The sequence below is a fragment of the Kitasatospora sp. NPDC087315 genome (genome assembly GCF_044744345.1).
Classification (GTDB): domain Bacteria; phylum Actinomycetota; class Actinomycetes; order Streptomycetales; family Streptomycetaceae; genus Kitasatospora.
In genome coordinates this window covers 58,506-75,903 of record NZ_JBIUYD010000008.1, presented here as the reverse complement: position 1 = coordinate 75,903, position 17,398 = coordinate 58,506, and the positions used below count along the sequence as shown (strand labels likewise).

At 72.8% G+C, this 17,398-nt stretch carries 13 protein-coding genes and 1 pseudogene; 6 read left to right on the top strand and 8 right to left on the bottom strand.

Annotation, left to right across the window (positions count from 1 at the left end; translation table 11 throughout):
* Positions 1–95: 95 nt before the first annotated feature.
* Positions 96–890: an isoprenyl transferase gene (locus ACIO5D_RS13435; protein WP_363607429.1), complete on the bottom strand. Its 795-nt coding sequence runs from the start codon at positions 888–890 to the stop codon at positions 96–98.
* 410 nt (positions 891–1,300) lie between these two features.
* On the opposite strand from ACIO5D_RS13435, the gene ACIO5D_RS13430 reads away from it, so the two are divergent.
* Positions 1,301–2,896, top strand: a complete 1,596-nt coding sequence (locus ACIO5D_RS13430; RefSeq protein WP_400795152.1) for a chitinase — start codon at positions 1,301–1,303, stop codon at positions 2,894–2,896.
* A 105-nt stretch (positions 2,897–3,001) separates the two neighbouring features.
* Here ACIO5D_RS13430 and ACIO5D_RS13425 read toward each other — a convergent pair whose 3' ends face one another.
* Positions 3,002–3,715, bottom strand: coding sequence for a prepilin peptidase (locus ACIO5D_RS13425; protein WP_363607427.1), 714 nt, complete (start codon positions 3,713–3,715; stop codon positions 3,002–3,004).
* Positions 3,716–4,112: 397 nt separating this feature from the next.
* Between ACIO5D_RS13425 and ACIO5D_RS13420 the strand changes: the two genes are divergently transcribed.
* On the top strand, positions 4,113–5,327 hold the full coding sequence (locus ACIO5D_RS13420) for a pyridoxal phosphate-dependent aminotransferase (RefSeq protein ID WP_363607426.1): 1,215 nt from the start codon (positions 4,113–4,115) through the stop codon (positions 5,325–5,327).
* Positions 5,328–5,506: 179 nt separating this feature from the next.
* Here ACIO5D_RS13420 and ACIO5D_RS13415 read toward each other — a convergent pair whose 3' ends face one another.
* A complete protein-coding gene (locus ACIO5D_RS13415; protein WP_400795150.1) occupies positions 5,507–7,348 on the bottom strand; it encodes a phosphoenolpyruvate carboxykinase (GTP) in 1,842 nt (613 codons plus the stop codon).
* Between the two features lie 275 nt (positions 7,349–7,623).
* Between ACIO5D_RS13415 and ACIO5D_RS13410 the strand changes: the two genes are divergently transcribed.
* Positions 7,624–8,289 (top strand): hemolysin III family protein, encoded by a 666-nt coding sequence (locus tag ACIO5D_RS13410; protein ID WP_363607424.1) that lies wholly within the window; start codon positions 7,624–7,626, stop codon positions 8,287–8,289.
* Here the strand turns inward: ACIO5D_RS13410 and ACIO5D_RS13405 are convergent.
* Positions 8,260–8,751 carry a hypothetical protein gene (locus tag ACIO5D_RS13405; RefSeq protein ID WP_400795148.1) on the bottom strand — a complete coding sequence of 164 codons (492 nt, stop codon included), beginning with the start codon at positions 8,749–8,751 and terminating at the stop codon, positions 8,260–8,262. The two genes, ACIO5D_RS13410 and ACIO5D_RS13405, sit on opposite strands and share 30 nt — an antisense overlap.
* Before the next feature lie 306 nt (positions 8,752–9,057).
* Between ACIO5D_RS13405 and ACIO5D_RS13400 the strand changes: the two genes are divergently transcribed.
* Positions 9,058–10,656, top strand: coding sequence for an MFS transporter (locus ACIO5D_RS13400; protein WP_363607422.1), 1,599 nt, complete (start codon positions 9,058–9,060; stop codon positions 10,654–10,656).
* A gap of 8 nt (positions 10,657–10,664) precedes the next feature.
* Positions 10,665–11,321 (top strand): TetR family transcriptional regulator, encoded by a 657-nt coding sequence (locus ACIO5D_RS13395; protein ID WP_363607421.1) that lies wholly within the window; start codon positions 10,665–10,667, stop codon positions 11,319–11,321.
* Positions 11,322–11,395: 74 nt separating this feature from the next.
* Here the strand turns inward: ACIO5D_RS13395 and ACIO5D_RS13390 are convergent, their stop codons facing one another.
* Both ACIO5D_RS13390 and ACIO5D_RS13385 read right to left on the bottom strand, forming a co-directional pair.
* Positions 11,396–12,244 (bottom strand): hypothetical protein, encoded by an 849-nt coding sequence (locus tag ACIO5D_RS13390; protein WP_400795145.1) that lies wholly within the window; start codon positions 12,242–12,244, stop codon positions 11,396–11,398.
* A gap of 9 nt (positions 12,245–12,253) precedes the next feature.
* A complete protein-coding gene (locus ACIO5D_RS13385; protein ID WP_363607481.1) occupies positions 12,254–12,847 on the bottom strand; it encodes a papain-like cysteine protease family protein in 594 nt (197 codons plus the stop codon).
* A gap of 316 nt (positions 12,848–13,163) precedes the next feature.
* Here ACIO5D_RS13385 and ACIO5D_RS13380 point away from each other — a divergent pair, with 316 nt between their 5' ends.
* On the top strand, positions 13,164–14,096 hold the full coding sequence (locus tag ACIO5D_RS13380) for a hypothetical protein (RefSeq protein ID WP_400659178.1): 933 nt from the start codon (positions 13,164–13,166) through the stop codon (positions 14,094–14,096).
* 39 nt (positions 14,097–14,135) lie between these two features.
* Here the strand turns inward: ACIO5D_RS13380 and ACIO5D_RS13375 are convergent, their stop codons facing one another.
* Positions 14,136–14,996: a GNAT family N-acetyltransferase gene (locus ACIO5D_RS13375; protein WP_400795143.1), complete on the bottom strand. Its 861-nt coding sequence runs from the start codon at positions 14,994–14,996 to the stop codon at positions 14,136–14,138.
* A gap of 66 nt (positions 14,997–15,062) precedes the next feature.
* A pseudogene (locus tag ACIO5D_RS13370) lies at positions 15,063–17,131 on the bottom strand (thioredoxin domain-containing protein).
* Positions 17,132–17,398 lie beyond the last annotated feature (267 nt).

The following is a 17,398-nucleotide window of genomic DNA, read 5'->3' as shown; positions in this document are numbered from 1 at the left end:
CGGTGCATTCGCGCCCCCGGCGAACTGACGGATCATTGCCGGTGAACGTTTGGCCTCGCGCGGACTCCGGGTAGGCCAGGCCTACGGGCCCGAGGTCAGAGCCCCATTCGCCGGTTGCGCTGTTCGAAGGCGCGCAGCGCCCGCAGGAAGTCCACCTTGCGGAAGGCCGGCCAGTACGCCTCGCAGAAGTAGAACTCGCTGTGCGCGCTCTGCCAGAGCAGGAAGCCGGACAGCCGCTGCTCGCCCGAGGTGCGGATGACCAGGTCCGGATCGGGCTGGCCCTTGGTGTACAGGTGCTCGGCGATGTGCTCGACGTCGAGGATTTCGGCCAGTTCCTCGATCGAGGTGCCGCGCCCGGCGTGCTCCTGGAGCAGCGAGCGGACGGCGTCGGCGATCTCGTGCCGGCCGCCGTACCCGACGGCGACGTTGACGGTGATGCCCTCGATCCCGGCGGTCTCCTCGGCGGCGCGCTTGAGCACGTCCGCGGTGTGCTGCGGGAGCAGGTCCAGCGCACCGACCGGGTTGACCCGCCAGCGGCGGGCGCCGGCCAGGCCGGTGACGGCGTCCTCGATGATCCCGAGCAGCGGGACGAGCTCGTCGGCGGGCCGGGAGAGGTTGTCGGTGGAGAGCATCCACAGCGTGACGACCTTGACGTGGGTCTCGTCGCACCAGCCGAGGAACTCGCTGATCTTGTCGGCGCCGCGCTGGTGGCCGTAGGCGGTGGAGCCACCGGTGGCCTTCGCCCAGCGGCGGTTGCCGTCGAGGATCACCCCGATGTGGTGGGGGGTGCGGGCGAGGTGGACCTCGACCCGGCGGCCGTAGAGGCCGTACATACCGTCCAACAGGGTGCGCAGCCCCGGCGTACGTTCGACGACATCGCGCAGACCCATGATTTTCGGCCCCTCCGTACTCATTCCCGGGGGTCCGTCACAACCCCTGGCGCAGCCTACTCCCGCCCGGAGTCGGGCGGGAAAGCCGCAGGTAGCGGTCGGGTCACGGTCCTGTACGAAGTCTGTCGCGACAGGTGTGGCGGCTGTGGCCGGAAGGCGCGCCCGGACACTCCGGGGCCTCCGCGCTGCTCCGGATACGGAACGGTCTCCGGTTCCTTAAGGAATCCGTAAGCCGACGGTTCAATGCTTGACGACCCCCAATGGTCTAGTCCAGCTTTTGACCCAGGGCGGAACGAACTGCTGAACCCCGCCCTACCAGAAGCAGTACTGCGGACCTCCCCTCCCCCACACGCGGCCGCCGCGCCCCCCACCGCGGCGGCCGCCCCTCCTCTCCCAGGAGCGTCACCCCCATGGCCCGTACGCTGAACCAGCCTGCGCACAAGCGCCGCAGCACGCTCCCGGCCCTCGCGGCCGGAGCCACCGCCCTCGCCCTCGCCGGCAGCGGCCTCGCCCTCTTCGCCGGCGGCGCCAACGCGGCCGTCGGCAACCTGGTCACCAACGGCGGCTTCGAATCCGGCAGCCTGGCCGGCTGGAGCTGTACCGGCAACGCGGGCGTCGTCACCACCCCGGTCCACTCCGGCACCGGAGCGCTGCAGGCCACCCCCGGCGCCGGCGACACGGCCGAGTGCACGCAGACCATCAGCGTGCTGCCCAACACCAGCTACACCCTGAGCGGCTGGGTCCAGGGCCCGTACGTCTACCTCGGCGCGCGCGGCACCGGCGGCACCGACCCGAGCGTCTGGTCCAACCAGAACAGCTGGAACCAGCTCTCCACCACCTTCACCACCGGCGCGAGCGCCAGCAGCATCACGCTCTACGTGCACGGCTGGTACGGCCAGAGCGCCTACTTCGCGGACGACATCACCCTGAGCGGCCCGGGCGGCACCTCCTCGCCGAGCCCGACCGCGACGGCCACCCCCACCCAGACGCCGACCGCCACCGCCTCGCCGACCCAGACCGCGACGCCGACGGCCACCGCCACCCCGACCCAGACCGCGACGCCGACCCCCACGGCGACCGCGACCAGCACCAACCCGCCGGTCACCGGCCTGCCCAAGCACGCCGTCACCGGCTACTGGCAGAACTTCGACAACAACTCGACCGTCCAGAAGCTCGCCGACGTCCAGAGCGCGTACGACATCATCGCGGTCTCCTTCGCCAACGCCGTGCCGACCAGGGCCGGCGCGATCAGCTTCAGCCTGGACCCGGGCCTGTCCAAGGCCCTCGGCGGCTACACCGACGCCCAGTTCCGGGCCGACCTCAAGGCCAAGCAGGCGGCCGGCAAGAAGGTCATCCTCTCGATCGGCGGCCAGGACGGCACGATCGTCGTCAACGACCCGACCGCCGCCGCCGCGTTCGTCGACAGCGCGTACGCCGTCATCAAGGACTACGGCTTCGACGGCATCGACGTCGACCTCGAGAACGCCATCAACCCGACCCAGCTCGGCAACGCGCTGCACAGCCTGCAGGCCAAGGTCGGCCCGAACTTCGTCCTGACGATGGCCCCCGAGACCATCGGGATGTACAGCACCGCCGGCGCCTACTTCCAGCTGGCGCTGAACACCAAGGACATCCTGACCGTCGTCAACACCCAGTACTACAACTCGGGCGGCATGAACGGCTGCGACGGCAAGGTCTACAACCAGGGCACCATCGACTTCATCACCTCGCAGGTCTGCACCCAGATCCAGGGCGGCCTGCGGCCCGACCAGGTCGGCATCGGCGTCCCCGCCTCCACCAAGGCGGCCGGCGGCGGCTACGTCTCGCCGACCGTGGTGAACAACGCGCTGGACTGCCTGGCCACCGGCAACAACTGCGGCAGCTTCGTCCCGCCGGCCAAGTGGCCGACCATCCGGGGCGCGATGACCTGGTCCACCAACTGGGACGCCAACAACGGGAACGCCTTCTCCAACACGGTCGGCCCGTTCGTCCACAAGATGCCGTAACTCCCCCCGGCGCGCCGCTCCTTGAGGGTGGGGCCTGCGCGCCGACGGCGGGGCCCGTCGTACCTGACCGGTACGGCGGGCCCCGTTCGCCGTTGCCGCGGGCCGTTACCGCAGGGAGACCGCGACCACCGTACCGAGCAGCAGGAACGGGCCCATCGGCAGTTCGATCCCGCGGACCGGCCGACGGCGCGCCAGCGCGGCGGCGGCCCGGCCGAGGCCCCAGAGCCCGGCCGACAGCACGGCCGCGAACAGCGCGGTGAAGGCCGCGCCCCAGCCGTACCAGCCGAGCAGGGCACCGAGCGCGAACGCCAGCGGGGAGTCGCCGCCGCCCATCAGGCCGAACCAGACCGGGAGTTCGAACAGCGCGGCGGCGGCCAGCGCCACCAGCAGACAGCGGAGCAGCACCCCCGGACGGCCGTCCGTCAGCGCGGCCGCCACCAGCAGCCCGGCGACCCCGGCGGCCAGCGCCAGCGTCAGCGGGTACGGCAGCCGGCGCACCCGGGCGTCGACGAAGGCGAGCACCACGCCGAGCCCGGCCGCCCAGACCAGCGCCACTCCCTGCGGCCCGTCCGTGGCGACCGCCACCGCGGCGGCGACCGCCACCGCGACCAGTTCCACCCGCCAGGCACCGGGCCCGAGCCGCTCCCGGCAGCCCGGACACCGCCCGGTCGGCGGCAGCCCGCGCAGCGTCCGCCCGCACAACGGGCAGGCGGTGCACCACGGTTCGCCCTCGGGCACGGCGTACCGCACCACCAGGCCCCGCAGCGCCGGTGCCACCAGCAGGCCGGCCAGCACCGCCCCGACCACGGCTGGGATCACGGCGCGCCCCCTCTCGCTCACCGCCGGTCGGACACCCCGGGCCCGGGGTGTCCGACCGGCGTCCGTCCACGTCCGGTCGGCGCGGCGAACGCCGACTCAGGGCGCCGCACCGACCACATCATCCACGGGGAGGCCACCGCGGCGCCGGGGCCCGGCCGGGAAAGTCCGCCCCGCCCGCGCGGCCGGGGGCGCCCGAAGCGGTGTGCCCTCCGTCTCGTCCCGCACGGCTTTCCGCCCGGCTTCCTCGCCTACGGCACTCTCCCGGGCGGCCCGGCCCCGGTTTGGAAGGCCCGTCGGCCACCCCGGCCTGCCGATCGAAGGAGGGCTCCCGGGGTCCTTCGATCGCGTCCCGGGACACGGCCCGACCAGCGCCGTTCTGCCCCTAAAGTAAGCAGGCATGCAGGTCATCCAGTCCAGCAAGCTCGCCAACGTCTGCTACGACATCCGCGGCCCGGTGCTCGACGAGGCGATGCGGTTGGAGGAGCAGGGCCACCGCATCCTGAAGCTCAACACCGGCAACCCCGCCGTGTTCGGCTTCGAGGCGCCCCCCGAGATCCTCCAGGACATCCTGCGCAACCTGGCGTCCGCGCACGGGTACGGCGACTCCAAGGGTCTGCTGTCCGCCCGCCGCGCCGTGGTGATGCACTACGAGGAGCGCGGCCTGCACGGGCTCGGCGTCGAGGACGTCTTCCTCGGCAACGGCGTCTCCGAGCTGATCCAGCTGGCCATGACCGCGCTGCTGGACGACGGCGACGAGGTGCTCGTCCCGGCCCCGGACTACCCGCTCTGGACGGCCTCCGTCTCGCTGGCCGGCGGCACCGCCGTGCACTACCGCTGCGACGAGCAGTCCGAGTGGTACCCGGACCTCGCCGACATCGAGGCCAGGGTCACCGACCGGACCAGGGCGATCGTGGTGATCAACCCGAACAACCCGACCGGCGCGGTCTACCCGCGCGAGGTGCTGGAGGGCATCGTCGAGATCGCCCGCCGGCACCAGCTGGTGGTCTACGCGGACGAGATCTACGACAAGATCCTCTACGACGACGCCGAGCACATCCCGCTGGCCACCCTGGCGCCGGACCTCTTCTGCGTCACCTTCAACGGCCTGTCCAAGGCGTACCGGGTGGCGGGTTTCCGCTCCGGTTGGATGGTGCTCTCCGGCGAACGCCAGCGTGCCCACAGCTATATCGAGGGCCTGACGGTGCTCGCCTCGATGCGGCTCTGCGCCAACATGCCCGCCCAGCACGCGGTGGCCGCGGCGCTCGGCGGCCGGCAGTCGGTCAAGGACCTCGTCCTGCCCGGCGGGCGGCTGCTGGAGTCCCGGGACGCCGCCTACCGGCTGCTGAACGACATCCCGGGCGTCAGCTGCGTCAAGCCGAAGGGCGCGCTGTACGCCTTCCCCCGGCTCGACCCGAAGGTCTACAAGATCAAGGACGACGCCCAGATGGTGCTGGACCTGCTGCGCGCCCAGCGGATCCTGCTGGTCCAGGGCACCGGCTTCAACTGGCCCGAGCCCGACCACTTCCGGCTGGTCACCCTCCCCCGCGCCGAGGAGATCACCGACGCCGTCACCCGGATCGGCGACTTCCTCAGCGGCTACACCCAGCCGTGACCGGCCCTTGATCGACACGTACCCCGGACGGCCGCGGGCTCCGGGCGCTCCGCCGCCCGGTGACCCGGTGTCTCCGCCCCGCACTCGCGCCGGAGCCCCGGCCGGACGGCCTCCGCTCGTGCGGGAGGGCCGTCCGGCCGGGGCTCCGGCCGTACTGTCCGATCGGTTCGGCGCCCGGCTCAGCCGAGGCGCTTCACCAGGGCGCGGTACTCGTCCCACAGCTCGGTGGGCGTGTGGTCGCCGAAGAGCTCCAGGTGGGCCGGGACGAGCGCGGCCTCCTGGCGCCAGATGTCGGCGTCCACGGTGAAGAGCAGCTCGCGGTCGGCCTCGGAGAGGTCCAGGCCGGACAGGTCGAAGCCGTCCACGGTCGGCAGCACGCCGATCGGGGTCTCGACGCCCTCGCCGGTGCCCTCCAGGCGCTCGACGATCCACTTCAGCACGCGGCTGTTCTCGCCGTAACCCGGCCAGACGAACTTGCCCGCGGAGTTCTTGCGGAACCAGTTCACGTAGTAGATCTTCGGCAGCTTGGCGGCGTCCGCCCGGGCGCCGACCTTCAGCCAGTGGGCGAAGTAGTCGCCCATGTTGTAGCCGCAGAACGGCAGCATCGCGAACGGGTCGCGGCGCAGCTCGCCGACGGTGCCCTCGGCGGCGGCGGTCTTCTCGGAGGCGATGTTGGCGCCCAGGAAGACGCCGTGCTGCCAGTCGAAGGACTCCGTCACCAGCGGGACGGCGGTGGCGCGGCGGCCACCGAACAGGATGGCCGAGATCGGCACACCCGCCGGGTCCTCCCACTCGGGGGCGATGGTCGGGCACTGCGCGGCCGGGACGGCGAAGCGCGCGTTCGGGTGGGCGGCCGGGGTGCCGGACTCCGGCGTCCAGTCGTTGCCGCGCCAGTCGGTGAGGTGCGCCGGGGGCTCCTCGGTGAGGCCCTCCCACCACACGTCGCCGTCGTCGGTGAGGGCGACGTTGGTGTAGACGGTGTTGCCCCAGAGCGTCTCGATGGCGTTGGCGTTGGTGTCCACGCCGGTGCCGGGGGCGACGCCGAAGAAGCCGGCCTCGGGGTTGATGGCGTACAGCCGCCCGTCGGCGCCGAAGCGCATCCAGGCGATGTCGTCGCCGATCGTCTCGACCTTCCAGCCCGGGATGGTCGGCTGGAGCATGGCGAGGTTGGTCTTGCCGCAGGCGGACGGGAAGGCGGCCGCGACGTACTTGGGCTCGGCGGTGCCCGCGGGGCCGGCCGGCGGGGTGAGCTTGAGGACGAGCATGTGCTCGGCCAGCCAGCCCTCGTCGCGGGCCATCGTCGAGGCGATGCGCAGCGCGTAGCACTTCTTGCCGAGCAGGGCGTTGCCGCCGTAGCCGGAGCCGAAGGACCAGATCTCCTTGGTCTCCGGGAAGTGCGAGATGTACTTGGTGCTGTTGCACGGCCACGGCACGTCCGCCTGGCCCTCGGCCAGCGGGGCGCCGACGGTGTGCACGGCCCGGACGAAGTCGCCGTCCTCGCCCAGCTGGTCGAGCACCGCCTGGCCCATGCGGGTCATCACCCGCATCGACACGGCGACGTAGGCGGAGTCGGTGATCTCGACGCCGTACGCGGCCAGCGGGGAGCCGACCGGGCCCATCGAGAAGGGCACGACGTACATCGTGCGGCCCTTCATCGCGCCGCGGAACAGCCCGTCGGTGCCCTGGAAGACCTCCCGCATCTCGGCGGGGGCCTTCCAGTTGTTGGTCGGACCGGCGTCCTTCTCCTGCTCGGAGCAGATGTAGGTGCGGTCCTCGACGCGCGCCACGTCCGTGGGGTCCGAGGCGGCGTAGTAGGAGTTGGGGCGCTTCTCCTCGTTGAGCTTCCGGAAGGTGCCCTGAGCCACCAGCAGGTCCGCGAGGCGCTGGTTCTCCTCTTCGGAACCGTCGCACCACTCGATGCGGTCAGGCTGGGTGAGCTCCGCGATCTCGCTCACCCAGGCCAGCAGACGCGTGTGGCTGGTGGGCGCGGATGCGCTGAGAGCAGAGTTCTCGTACGACACGATCGCTCCGTTTCACGCCATCTCGGCAGAGAGACGGCGTAGCGGGGGTTTGAGGGTGCTTGCAGCGTAGCTCCGGCCCCAAGCCCCGACTGCGGCGCAGCGGTGAAATTGACTCACCTTTTACTCCATTAAGTATGATTACTTATGGGTAACCACGCGCTTCCGTCCCAGCCCCGGCGCGCGACCCGTCGCTCCGAACACTCCAAAACGTCCAAGAGTGACGATCGCCACTACCTACGCGCGAGTAACCTACGGATCCGTAGGTAACGGGTAGCATGCTGCCCATGACTGCTGAGCTCCACGAGAGCAAGCCGAAGTGGCGCGGCTGGCTGCACGCCGGGATGTTCCCCGCCACGGTCGCCGCCGGGATCGTGCTGATCTGCCTGGCCGACTCCACCCCCGCCAAGATCGCCTGCGCGATCTACTCGGTCAGCGCCTGGCTGCTGTTCGGGGTGAGCGCCGTCTACCACCGGTTCACCTGGGGTCCGCGCGGTGACGCCGTCCTGCGCCGGCTCGACCACGCGAACATCTTCCTGATCATCGCGGGCACCTACACCCCGTTCACCATCCTGCTGCTGCACGGCGCCGCGCAGCAGGTGCTGCTCTGGGTGGCCTGGGGCGGCGCGCTGGCGGGCATCGCGTTCCGGGTGTTCTGGGTCGGCGCACCGCGCTGGCTGTACACACCGGTGTACATCGCGCTGGGCTGGGCCGCCGCGTTCTTCCTGCCGGACTTCCTGCGCACCGGCGGCGTCGCCGTCATGGTGCTGATGATCGTCGGCGGGGTGCTCTACAGCATCGGCGGTGTGGTGTACGGGCTCAAGCGACCCAACCCGTCACCGCGCTGGTTCGGCTTCCACGAGGTGTTCCACGCCTTCACCCTCGGGGCCTTCATCGTGCAGTACGTCGGCGTCTCACTGGTGGCGTACAGCGCGGCCGGCTGAACCCGGCACCCCGTCACGGGCGGTCGACCGGTCCAGCGACCGGGCGGCCGCCCGTTCCGCCGTCCAGTCCGGGGCGGGGCGCTCCCGACCGAAGCGCTCCGGGGCCGGGCGGTCGCGGAACGGGCGCTCGGGCACAGGGCGCCCGGGCACGGAGCGCTGGGGGGCGGAGCGCTCACGGGAGCGCGCCTGCCGGGCGTCCAGCGCCTCGCGGGCCCGGCGGCAGCGCTCGCAGTGCGCGGCGTCCGGGGTGCCCCCGGCCGGGCGGTGTCCGCGCGGCACGGCCGGCCGGCGCAACGCCTGCCAGCGCCGGGCGACGTACACCATCAGCAGCAGCACCTCGACCCCCGCGACCATCAGTACCAGCGCGGCGCCGTTGATCAGATAGGCCGCGACCACGGCCAGCGCTGACATCACGACCACCGCCGCGCCCAGGACCTGGACGCTCGACTCCTTGCCGGCCATTCGCCTTCCCCTTCCTGCGCCGGGCTCGTGGTCGGCTCCTGCCGCCCCACCCCTTCTCCGCTCTCGGCACGCGTCGGTCCGCACTGACCGATTGCCACATCCTATCTACCGACAGTCACCCGCCACCGCCCCGAAGCGGCGAACGACAGATCAACGTTGCGTCAATTCCGTGTGCGGAACCCGCACTTCCAGGACACATGACAGAGCGTGTCCGGGCGGCCACCTGCCGGACATATTGACTGTCGGCATCTTTTAGGAGTTACTGTCATTTGACAGGGACTTCCCCACAGCCTCCCGGAGGTTGCCGTGCCCGCCGCACCCGACTCCCCCGTACCCGAGCCCCCCGAGCCCCCCGGGGCCGCGACGGCACCCGACCCCCGGCGCTGGCTCGCGCTGGTCGCCGTCGCGCTGAGCGTCCTGGTGATCAGCTTCGACATGACGATCCTCAACGTCGCCCTGCCCACCCTGGCCTCCCAGCTACAGGCCACCACCGGGCAGCAGCAGTGGATCGTCGACTCCTACACCGTGGTCTTCGCCGCCGTGATGCTCCCGGCCGGGCTGGTCGGCGACCGGTTCGGCCGCCGCCGTACCCTCACCGTCGGCCTCGCCCTCTTCGGCCTCGCCTCCGCCGTCGGCATGCTCGCCGACAGCCCCGGCACCCTGGTCGCCGCCCGCGCCGCGATGGGCCTGGCCGGCGCCCTGGTCATGCCGATGTCCATGGCCGTGATCCCCGGACTGTTCCCGGCGGGCGAGCAGCGCCGCGCCACCGCGATCCTGGCCGCCGCGCTCGCCCTGGGTACCCCGCTCGGCCCACTGCTCGGCGGCTTCCTGCTCCAGCACTTCTGGTGGGGTGCGATCTTCGTGATCAACATCCCGCTGACCGTGATCGGCATCGTCGCCTGCCTGCTCCTGCTCCCGGAGACCCGCAACCCCACCGCGCCCAGGATCGACCTGCTCGCCACCCTGCTCGGCGCGGGCGGCCTCTCCGCACTCACCTACGGCATCATCGAGGGCCCCGACCGCGGCTGGGCCGACCCACTGGTGCTCGGCGTGATCGGCGGCGCCGTGGCCGCCCTCACCCTGCTGGTGCTGCGCAGCCGCCACCAGCGCGACCCGATGCTCGACCTCTCGCTGCTCGCCGACCCGACCTTCCGCTGGTCGGCGGTGGGCGCCACGCTGGTCTCGGTCGTCCTGTTCGGCGCCTTCTTCGTCCTGCCGCTCTACTTCCAGAGCGTGCTCGGCGCCGACGCCTTCGGCACCGGCCTGCGGCTGATGCCGATGATGCTCGGCCTGATGGTGGCCGCCAAGGCCGGCGACCGGCTGGTCACCCGGATCGGCCCCCGCGCGGTCATCACCTTCGGACTGGCCGCGCTGGCGGCCGCCCTGCTGCTCGGCAGCCGCACCCGGGTCTCCGACGGCTACGGCCTGGCGGCGGTCTGGCTCACCCTGCTCGGCCTCGGCATGGGGCTGTCACTCATCACCGCGCAGGCCTCCGCCCTGCTCACGCTGCCTCCCGGCCGGGCCGGCGTCGGCTCCGGGCTGCTGCAGACGCTCCGCCAGGTGGGCGGCGCGATCGGGGTGGCGGTCTTCGGCAGCCTGCTGGCCGACTCCTACCGGGGCGCGCTGGACACCGCCGGCCTCCCCGCCGAGGCGGCGGACCGGGCCGGGCAGTCGGTGATCGCCGCCGACGGCATCGCCGGAGCCACCGGGAACCCCGCGCTGGCCGCCTCCGCGCACGCCGCCTACGTCCACGGCATGGCGCTGGTGCTGCTGGTCGCCGGGGCGGTCGCGGTGCTGTCGGCGGTGCTCGTCGGGCTGCGGATGCCCACCGCCGAACCGCGCGGAGCCACCGGGCCGGGACCGGAGCAGGAGCCGACGACGGTGCCTGCCGGCGATCACGGATAATCGAAGGTATGAGCGCACCCCGGTCGACAACGGCGCATCCGGCAGGCCCGGCCAACCCGGTCCAGGCGATGCTGGAAGCGCCGCTGTCGCTGCGCGAACGCAAGAAGCTGAAGACCCGCCAGGCGATCCGCCGGGAGGCCTACCGGCTGATCGCCGAGCAGGGGTACGAGAACACGACCGTCGACCAGATCGCGGCCGCGGCCGAGGTCTCGCCGTCCACCTTCTTCCGGTACTTCGCCACCAAGGAGGACCTCGTCCTCTCCGACGAGTACGACCCTGCGATGATCACCGCGCTGCTGGCCCGGCCCGCCGACGAACCGTTCCTCCGCTCCTGCCGGGAGGCCGTCATCGGCCTGCTCCGCGAACTGCTCCAGCACGAACGCGAGGAGCTGCTCACCCGGATGCGGCTGGTCGGCGAAGTCCCCGCGCTGCGCGCCCGGATGATCGACACCGCCAACGACCCGCAGCGGCTCTACCTCGACGTGCTGACCCGGCGGGCCGGCGTCGACCAGCCGACCCTGGACATGCGGATCACCGCCGCCGCCCTCGGCGCCGCCACCACCGAGGCGGTGCTGCACTGGGCCGAGGGCCGCGGCGAGCAGGACATCGTCGACCTGGTCGACCACACCTTCGCCGTACTGGAACGGGGCTTCGCCGGCCTGTAGCGGGGAACGGACCCGCACCCGCGGCGGCGGGACCCGGCCGCATCCCGGGCCCCGCCGTCCTCCGCGCGGCCGCCCTACCCTCGCCGGGCGCCCGCCCGCCGCCGCAGGACGACACCCGCGCCCGCGAGCGCGGTGACGCCCAGGGCCGCGGCCGCCGTGACGGCGGGCAGCGCGGTGCCGCCACCCTCCACCTCCGTGGCGGTGGCACCGGGCTGGTAGCCACCGCCCTTCCCGGCCCGGTCGTACGCCGAGCCGGGCAGCTTGTCCCCGTACCGCTGCTGGACCAGCTTCTGGTAGGCCGCCAGGCCCACCCCCGCCGTGCCCACCGAGCGCCGCGCCTCGTCGTCCAGCGGCAGTACCCGGCCGTCGCGCAGCACGTACCAGGCGTTCAGCTGCGGCTCCCGGAAGGCCGTACCGCCACCGCCGGCCGCCGCCTTCGCCGCGTAGTCGCCCTCGTCGCCGCCGGAGGCGATGTTGACCACCCGCCAGCCGTCGCCCTGCTTGACCGTCCAGACCGAGGCGACCTGGCCGTCCGCCGAGACGGCCCGGCTGGCGGTGAACTCGGCCTTCGCCACCGGTGCGCCCGGGGTACCGGACACGAAGGCCGCGTCCAGCGTGTACACCGGCACGGTCTCACCCGACAGCCGTGGGGCGGCCGCGCTCGCCGCCCGTGCCTCCTCGGCCGCGCCGATGGTCAGCTGCTGGGTCGGCGGCACGCCCTTGCGGGCGAAGAAGTGGCCCAACTGGTCGAGGACGGCCGGGCTCTGGGCCGCGCCACGGGCCTGCGCCAGCTCGGCGGCGGTGACCGGGACGGGGGCGCCCGCCGGACCGTCCGCGTGCGCGGCCGGGGTGACGGCCAGGCCGAGGCCGGCGGCGAGCAGGACGGTGACGGCGGCCCGGCGGGCCTTGCTGAGGTCAGTCATGATCGCCCCTCACGCGCCGATCCGGTACAGGGAGTGGGTCCAGGAGAACGTGCCGTTGGACACGTAGTAGTTGTAGTCCGCCCAGTTGTAGCGGTTGTTGGACGGCCAAGGGTCGCCCCAGTAGACCCAGTTGTTGCCGGCGTCGTAGCCGTACAGCACGTGCATGTGGCCGCCGCCGGAGCTCCACTGGATCCGGGTCTCCACCGGACGGTCGGCGTTCACCTCGGTCTGCACCGTGCTGTAGCGCAGATAACCGGTGACGTACGAACCGGGGTTGATGCCGGCCCAGCTCAGGCCGTTCTGCACATCGCCCAGCGTGGCCTGGCTGTTGGGACAGCTGGAGTTGGCCGAGCGGCCGAACGCGGCGTTGCAGAACTGGTTCTGGCTGTAGGTGTGGCCGAACCAGGTGGCGATGGTGTTGCCGCTCGCCGCCCAGCACCAGTTGGTCTGCTGTTGCTGCTGCATGGTGATGTTGAGCTTCTTGTACGTGCCGGCCGCGTCGAGCGTGCTGCCCGGCGCCGCGGCCGGACGGACCTGGGCGGGCGCGGCGGGCGCCGCCTGGGCGGGGGTGGTCACCGCGACGCCGAGCGCCGGGCCGATCATTCCGAGCGCGAGCACCGAGACCGCGCGGCGCAGCCGTATCCGTGGAACTGGCATGGGGGGATGCCTCCTTGCACAGGCAGAGGAGTCGAGGGGGTGGGTGTGCGGTCCGGATCGCGCCCCGAGCATCGCGCCGTTGACAGAGCCAGGTCAACGGCCGTCCCGCCGGCCGGGCCCGGGTGTGAACGGCCCCGCGCGGATGTGAACACCGCCCCGAAAACCCCCGTGCGGCAGGCCCCGACCGGTGACAAACCGCCCTTCACATGTGAATATTCACGACCAACCGGGCCGGCCCGCACCCGCCCACGAGGAGGCAGTCATGCAGCGCGGCGACCAGTCCGACCTCACCACCGCCCTGCGCACCGGCCCGTTCCACCTCGCCCTGCGCACCGCCATCACCGCCCGCGGCCTCACCCTGCACCGGGTCCGCCGGCACCTCGCACTGCGCGGCGTGCACGTCGGGGTCACCAGCCTCAGCTACTGGCAGCAGGGCCGCCGCCGCCCCGAACGTGCCGAGTCGCTGCGGGCCGTGGCCGCGCTGGAGGAGGTCCTGGAACTCCCCGAGCACTCGCTCACCCGGCTGCTCGGCCCCCGCCGGGCCACCCCCGCCGGCCCCACGGGCCCGCCCGTCCTCCCCTACCGGGACCTCATCACCCCGGCCACCGCCGTCGACGACCTGCTCGCCACCATCGCGAGCCCGCGCGACACCGGCCTGCACACCATCACCCACATCGAACGCGTCCGGATCGGCGCCGACCGCCGGATGCTCCGCCGCGACTCCCAGCACGCGCTGCGCGCCCACCGCGACGGCATCGACCGCTATCTCGCCATCTACCAGGGCGATCCGGGCGGCGACATCACCCGGGTCGACGTCCGGGCCGAGGAGAACTGCCGCCCCGGCCGGGTCCGCCGCGACCAGGCCCACGACCTGCTGGTCGCCGAGCTCCTCCTCGACCACCGGCTGCGCGCCGGCGACACCCGGCTGCTCGGCTACGGCTTCGACGACGCGCCGTCACCGGCCCCCAGCCGCGAATACGTCCGCGGCTTCAACTCCGGCGCCGGCCAGTACGTCCTCCAGGTCACCTTCCACCCCGCCGCCCTGCCGGTCCGCTGCCACCGCTTCGCCCTCCACTCCCCCGGCGAAAAGCCCTACGAGAACGAGGAGTTGACCCTGGACGGCCACCGCTGCGTCCATCTGGTGGCCTCCGCGGTCCGGCCGTGCCTGCTGGGGATCGGCTGGGACTGGGAGTAGGGCTTGTCCGGCACTTCGCGCCGCATCGGCGCGCGGCCGTCAGCGCCGGAAGTCCAGCGCCAGGCAGTCCTCCACCGGCCGGTAACCGATCTTCTGGTAGATCGAGTTGCTGGTCGGGTTGGCCAGGTCGGTGTAGAGCAGCACCTCCGACGCGCCCCGCGCCCGCGCGTACGCCGACGCCACCGCCGTGATGCCGCTGGCGTAGCCGTGGCCGCGGCGCTCGGGCGGGGTGTAGACCGGGCCGATCCGGGACATCCCGACGATCACCGGGCTGTTGCCGGCCATCGCGACCGGGTGGCCGCCGTCCTCCCAGAGGTGCAGGAGGCCCGCGGCCACCCGCTCGTCCACGCTGCGCGGAACGCCGGGCAGCTGCACCCCGACCTCGAGCAGGAACGCCTCGTACCAGGCGATCAGCAGCTCCCGGTCGGCCGGCGCCGCCACCCGGTGGCGGCCTGCGGGCGGGCGCGGCGGTTCGGTCAACTCGCCGAGCCGGTAGAGGCGTTCGCTGGACCGGACGGATTCGGCGGCCCCGGTGGCGGCCTGCCAGGCGGCGGCGAACGCCCGCACCGCCGACTCGCCGCCGGCCACCCCGTCGACCTCGGTGAAGCCGGCCCCGGCCGCGGCCAGTTCGGCCGCGAGCCCGGCCGCCGCCTCGTCTGGCATCACCCCGAGGCGCGGGCTGAACGGGGGCGTCCGCAGAAAGGCGCCCTCGACCGGGCCGCCCGGCTCACGGCTCCACCACCCGAAGACCGGCGGACGCTCCCCGAAGACGTCCAGCCCGTGCTCGGCCAGCCGGTGCACGACCGTGAGCAGCACGGTGTTCTCCACCGGACGGGCATCGAGGAAGCCGCCGGCCCCGGCGCGGAAGTCGTCCAGCGAGGTGGTCAAGGTCCAGGTCATGGCAGAGTCTCCCACCCCGGTCACGTCGGACACCAACCGTTTTACCGACCCGGCGGCCGCACCGCGTCACGCCCCGGGCGTTCCCCCCAGCCGCTCCGCCAGCACCGCCGGGTCGGTGGTCGGCGCCTCGCAGCTGAAGTGCCGGCAGACGTACGCGGCGGGCGCGCCGCCCACCAGCGGCCGGTCCGCCAGCAGCGGCACCCCGCCCGACCCGGGCTCGCCGACCGCGACCACCACGCCGGGCGCGGTACCCCGCAGGGCGGCCCGGTGCAGCGCGGCGGTCGCCGGGTCACCGGCCGGGCCGACCACGGCGACTTCGCGCGGACCGTCCGCCAGCGCCTCGGCGACGGCCAGGCCCCAGCCGACGAAGCGCGGGGCCCGCGAGGCGAGCGCCCCGACGATGCCGAGCGCCCGCTCGGCGGCGGTGCGGTGGCGCGCCGAACCGGTGTACGCGGCATAGCCGAGCAGCGCGCCCGCGGCGGCCGTCCAGCCGGACGGGGTGGCGTTGTCGGTCGGGTCCTGCGGGCGCCGGATCAGCTCCTCCGCGTCGTCGGCGGTGTCGTACAGCGCACCGGACGCCTCGTCGGCGAAGTGCTTCAGCACGGTGTCCAGCAGCCCGCCGGCCAGATCCAGCCACTCGGCCCCGCCGGTGACGGCGTACAGCGCGAGGAAGCCCTCGGCGGTGTCCGCGTAGTCCTCCAGCACCCCCGCGTTGGCACCGGGCCGGCCGTCCCTGGAGGTGCGCAGCAGCCGGCCGTCGGGCGTGAGGTGGACGGCGAGCAGCAGGTCGGCGGCGCGCTCGGCGGCCTCGACCAGGTCGGGCCGGTCCAGCAGGGCGCCGGTCTCGGCGAGCGCCGCGATGGCCAGCCCGTTCCAGGCGGCGACCACCTTGTCGTCCCGCGCGGGCGCCGGCCGCCCGGCCCGCGCCTCGAACAGCCGCGCCCGGACGCGCTCGTACGCCTCGGCGTCCTGCGGGTCGGACAGCAGCTGGAGCACCGAGGCCCCGTGCTCGAACGTCCCCGCCTCCGTCACCTCGAACAGCCCGGCGGCGAGGGCGCCGTCCGCCTCCCCCAGCACCTCGGCCAACTGGCCCGGCGTCCAGGCGTAGTACGCCCCCTCCGCCGACTCGCCGCTCACCGGGTCGAGGCTGTCCGCGTCCAGCGCCGACGCGAACGCCCCCTCGGGGGTGCGCAGTTCACGCAGCAGGAAGTCGGCCGTGGAGAGCGCGGTCCGGCGCGCCAGGCCGTCGCCGGTGGCCCGCCACAGGTGCAGGTAGGCGCGCAGCAGCAGCGCGTTGTCATAGAGCATCTTCTCGAAGTGCGGCACCACCCACCCGGCGTCCACCGAGTACCGGGCGAAGCCGCCGCCGAGCTGGTCGTGGATCCCGCCGCGGGCCATCGCCTCGCCGGTGCGGACGGCCATCTCCAGCGCCGCCTCCGAGCCGGTCCTGGCGTGGTGGCGCAGCAGGAACTCGACCACCATGGCCGGCGGGAACTTGGGCGCGCCCCCGAAGCCGCCGCGCCGGGCGTCGAACTCCCGGCTGAGCACGACCAGCGCCTGGTGCAGATCGGCCGCCCCGGGCGGGTGGAGGGCGCCGCCGCCCACCGTGTACACCGAGGCCCGCTCGGCCAGGTCGGCCCGGATCCGGGCGGCGACCTCACCGACCTCCTCCCGGCGGTCGCGCCAGGCCGCGTCCACCCCCTCCAGCACCTGCCGGAACGACGGCATCCCGTGCCGGGGCTCGGGCGGGAAGTACGTCCCGAAGTAGAACGGGTCCTTGTCGGGCGTCAGGAAGACCGTCATCGGCCACCCGCCGTGCCCGGTGGCCGCCTGCACCGCCTCCATGTAGACGGCGTCGACGTCCGGCCGCTCCTCACGGTCGACCTTCACCGCGACGAACCGCTCATTGGCGTAGGCGGCGAGCGCCTCGTCCTCGAACGACTCGTGCGCCATCACATGACACCAGTGAATTCTTAGAAGCATAAGTGGCAGGACGCATAGCCCACACTCAAGAGGATGGGCACGTCCCGCCGCTTAGCTTCGTTGATCGCCTCCTCTCCCCATGGCCACCAATCCACCGGATTGGAGGCGTGCTGGAGCAGGTACGGCGACGTCGCGTTCGCGAGTCGGTTCATGTTGGCATCGTCGCACGATCACGACCGCCCAACCTAGCTTTCGATGGGGTGGGTCTACGCATGCCACCATGCACCCAAGGGCCAGCAGACCCCACTCCCCGAGGGGACCGGCCTGAACGATCTCGGACTGTGCGGTGAGCCCGCCAGTCTCGCTCCCCGGGGGGCTTGCCTGCTTGCCATCCGCTTCGGCACTTCCTGGTGCCAGCTGGCGGCTCACCAACCGGGTCGCCGTAGGATCGGTGCGCCAGCACGAGGCAGGCAAGAGAG

Excerpts from the sequence above, each read along its gene's own strand:
- ACIO5D_RS13435 (WP_363607429.1), bottom strand. The coding sequence starts at position 890 with ATGGGTCTGCGCGATGTCGTCGAACGTACGCCGGGGCTGCGCACCCTG.
- ACIO5D_RS13430 (WP_400795152.1), top strand. The coding sequence starts at position 1,301 with ATGGCCCGTACGCTGAACCAGCCTGCGCACAAGCGCCGCAGCACGCTC.
- ACIO5D_RS13420 (WP_363607426.1), top strand. The coding sequence starts at position 4,113 with ATGCAGGTCATCCAGTCCAGCAAGCTCGCCAACGTCTGCTACGACATC.
- ACIO5D_RS13410 (WP_363607424.1), top strand. The coding sequence starts at position 7,624 with ATGCTGCCCATGACTGCTGAGCTCCACGAGAGCAAGCCGAAGTGGCGC.
- ACIO5D_RS13405 (WP_400795148.1), bottom strand. The coding sequence starts at position 8,751 with ATGGCCGGCAAGGAGTCGAGCGTCCAGGTCCTGGGCGCGGCGGTGGTC.
- ACIO5D_RS13395 (WP_363607421.1), top strand. The coding sequence starts at position 10,665 with ATGAGCGCACCCCGGTCGACAACGGCGCATCCGGCAGGCCCGGCCAAC.
- ACIO5D_RS13390 (WP_400795145.1), bottom strand. The coding sequence starts at position 12,244 with ATGACTGACCTCAGCAAGGCCCGCCGGGCCGCCGTCACCGTCCTGCTC.
- ACIO5D_RS13385 (WP_363607481.1), bottom strand. The coding sequence starts at position 12,847 with ATGATCGGCCCGGCGCTCGGCGTCGCGGTGACCACCCCCGCCCAGGCG.
- ACIO5D_RS13380 (WP_400659178.1), top strand. The coding sequence starts at position 13,164 with ATGCAGCGCGGCGACCAGTCCGACCTCACCACCGCCCTGCGCACCGGC.
- ACIO5D_RS13375 (WP_400795143.1), bottom strand. The coding sequence starts at position 14,996 with ATGACCTGGACCTTGACCACCTCGCTGGACGACTTCCGCGCCGGGGCC.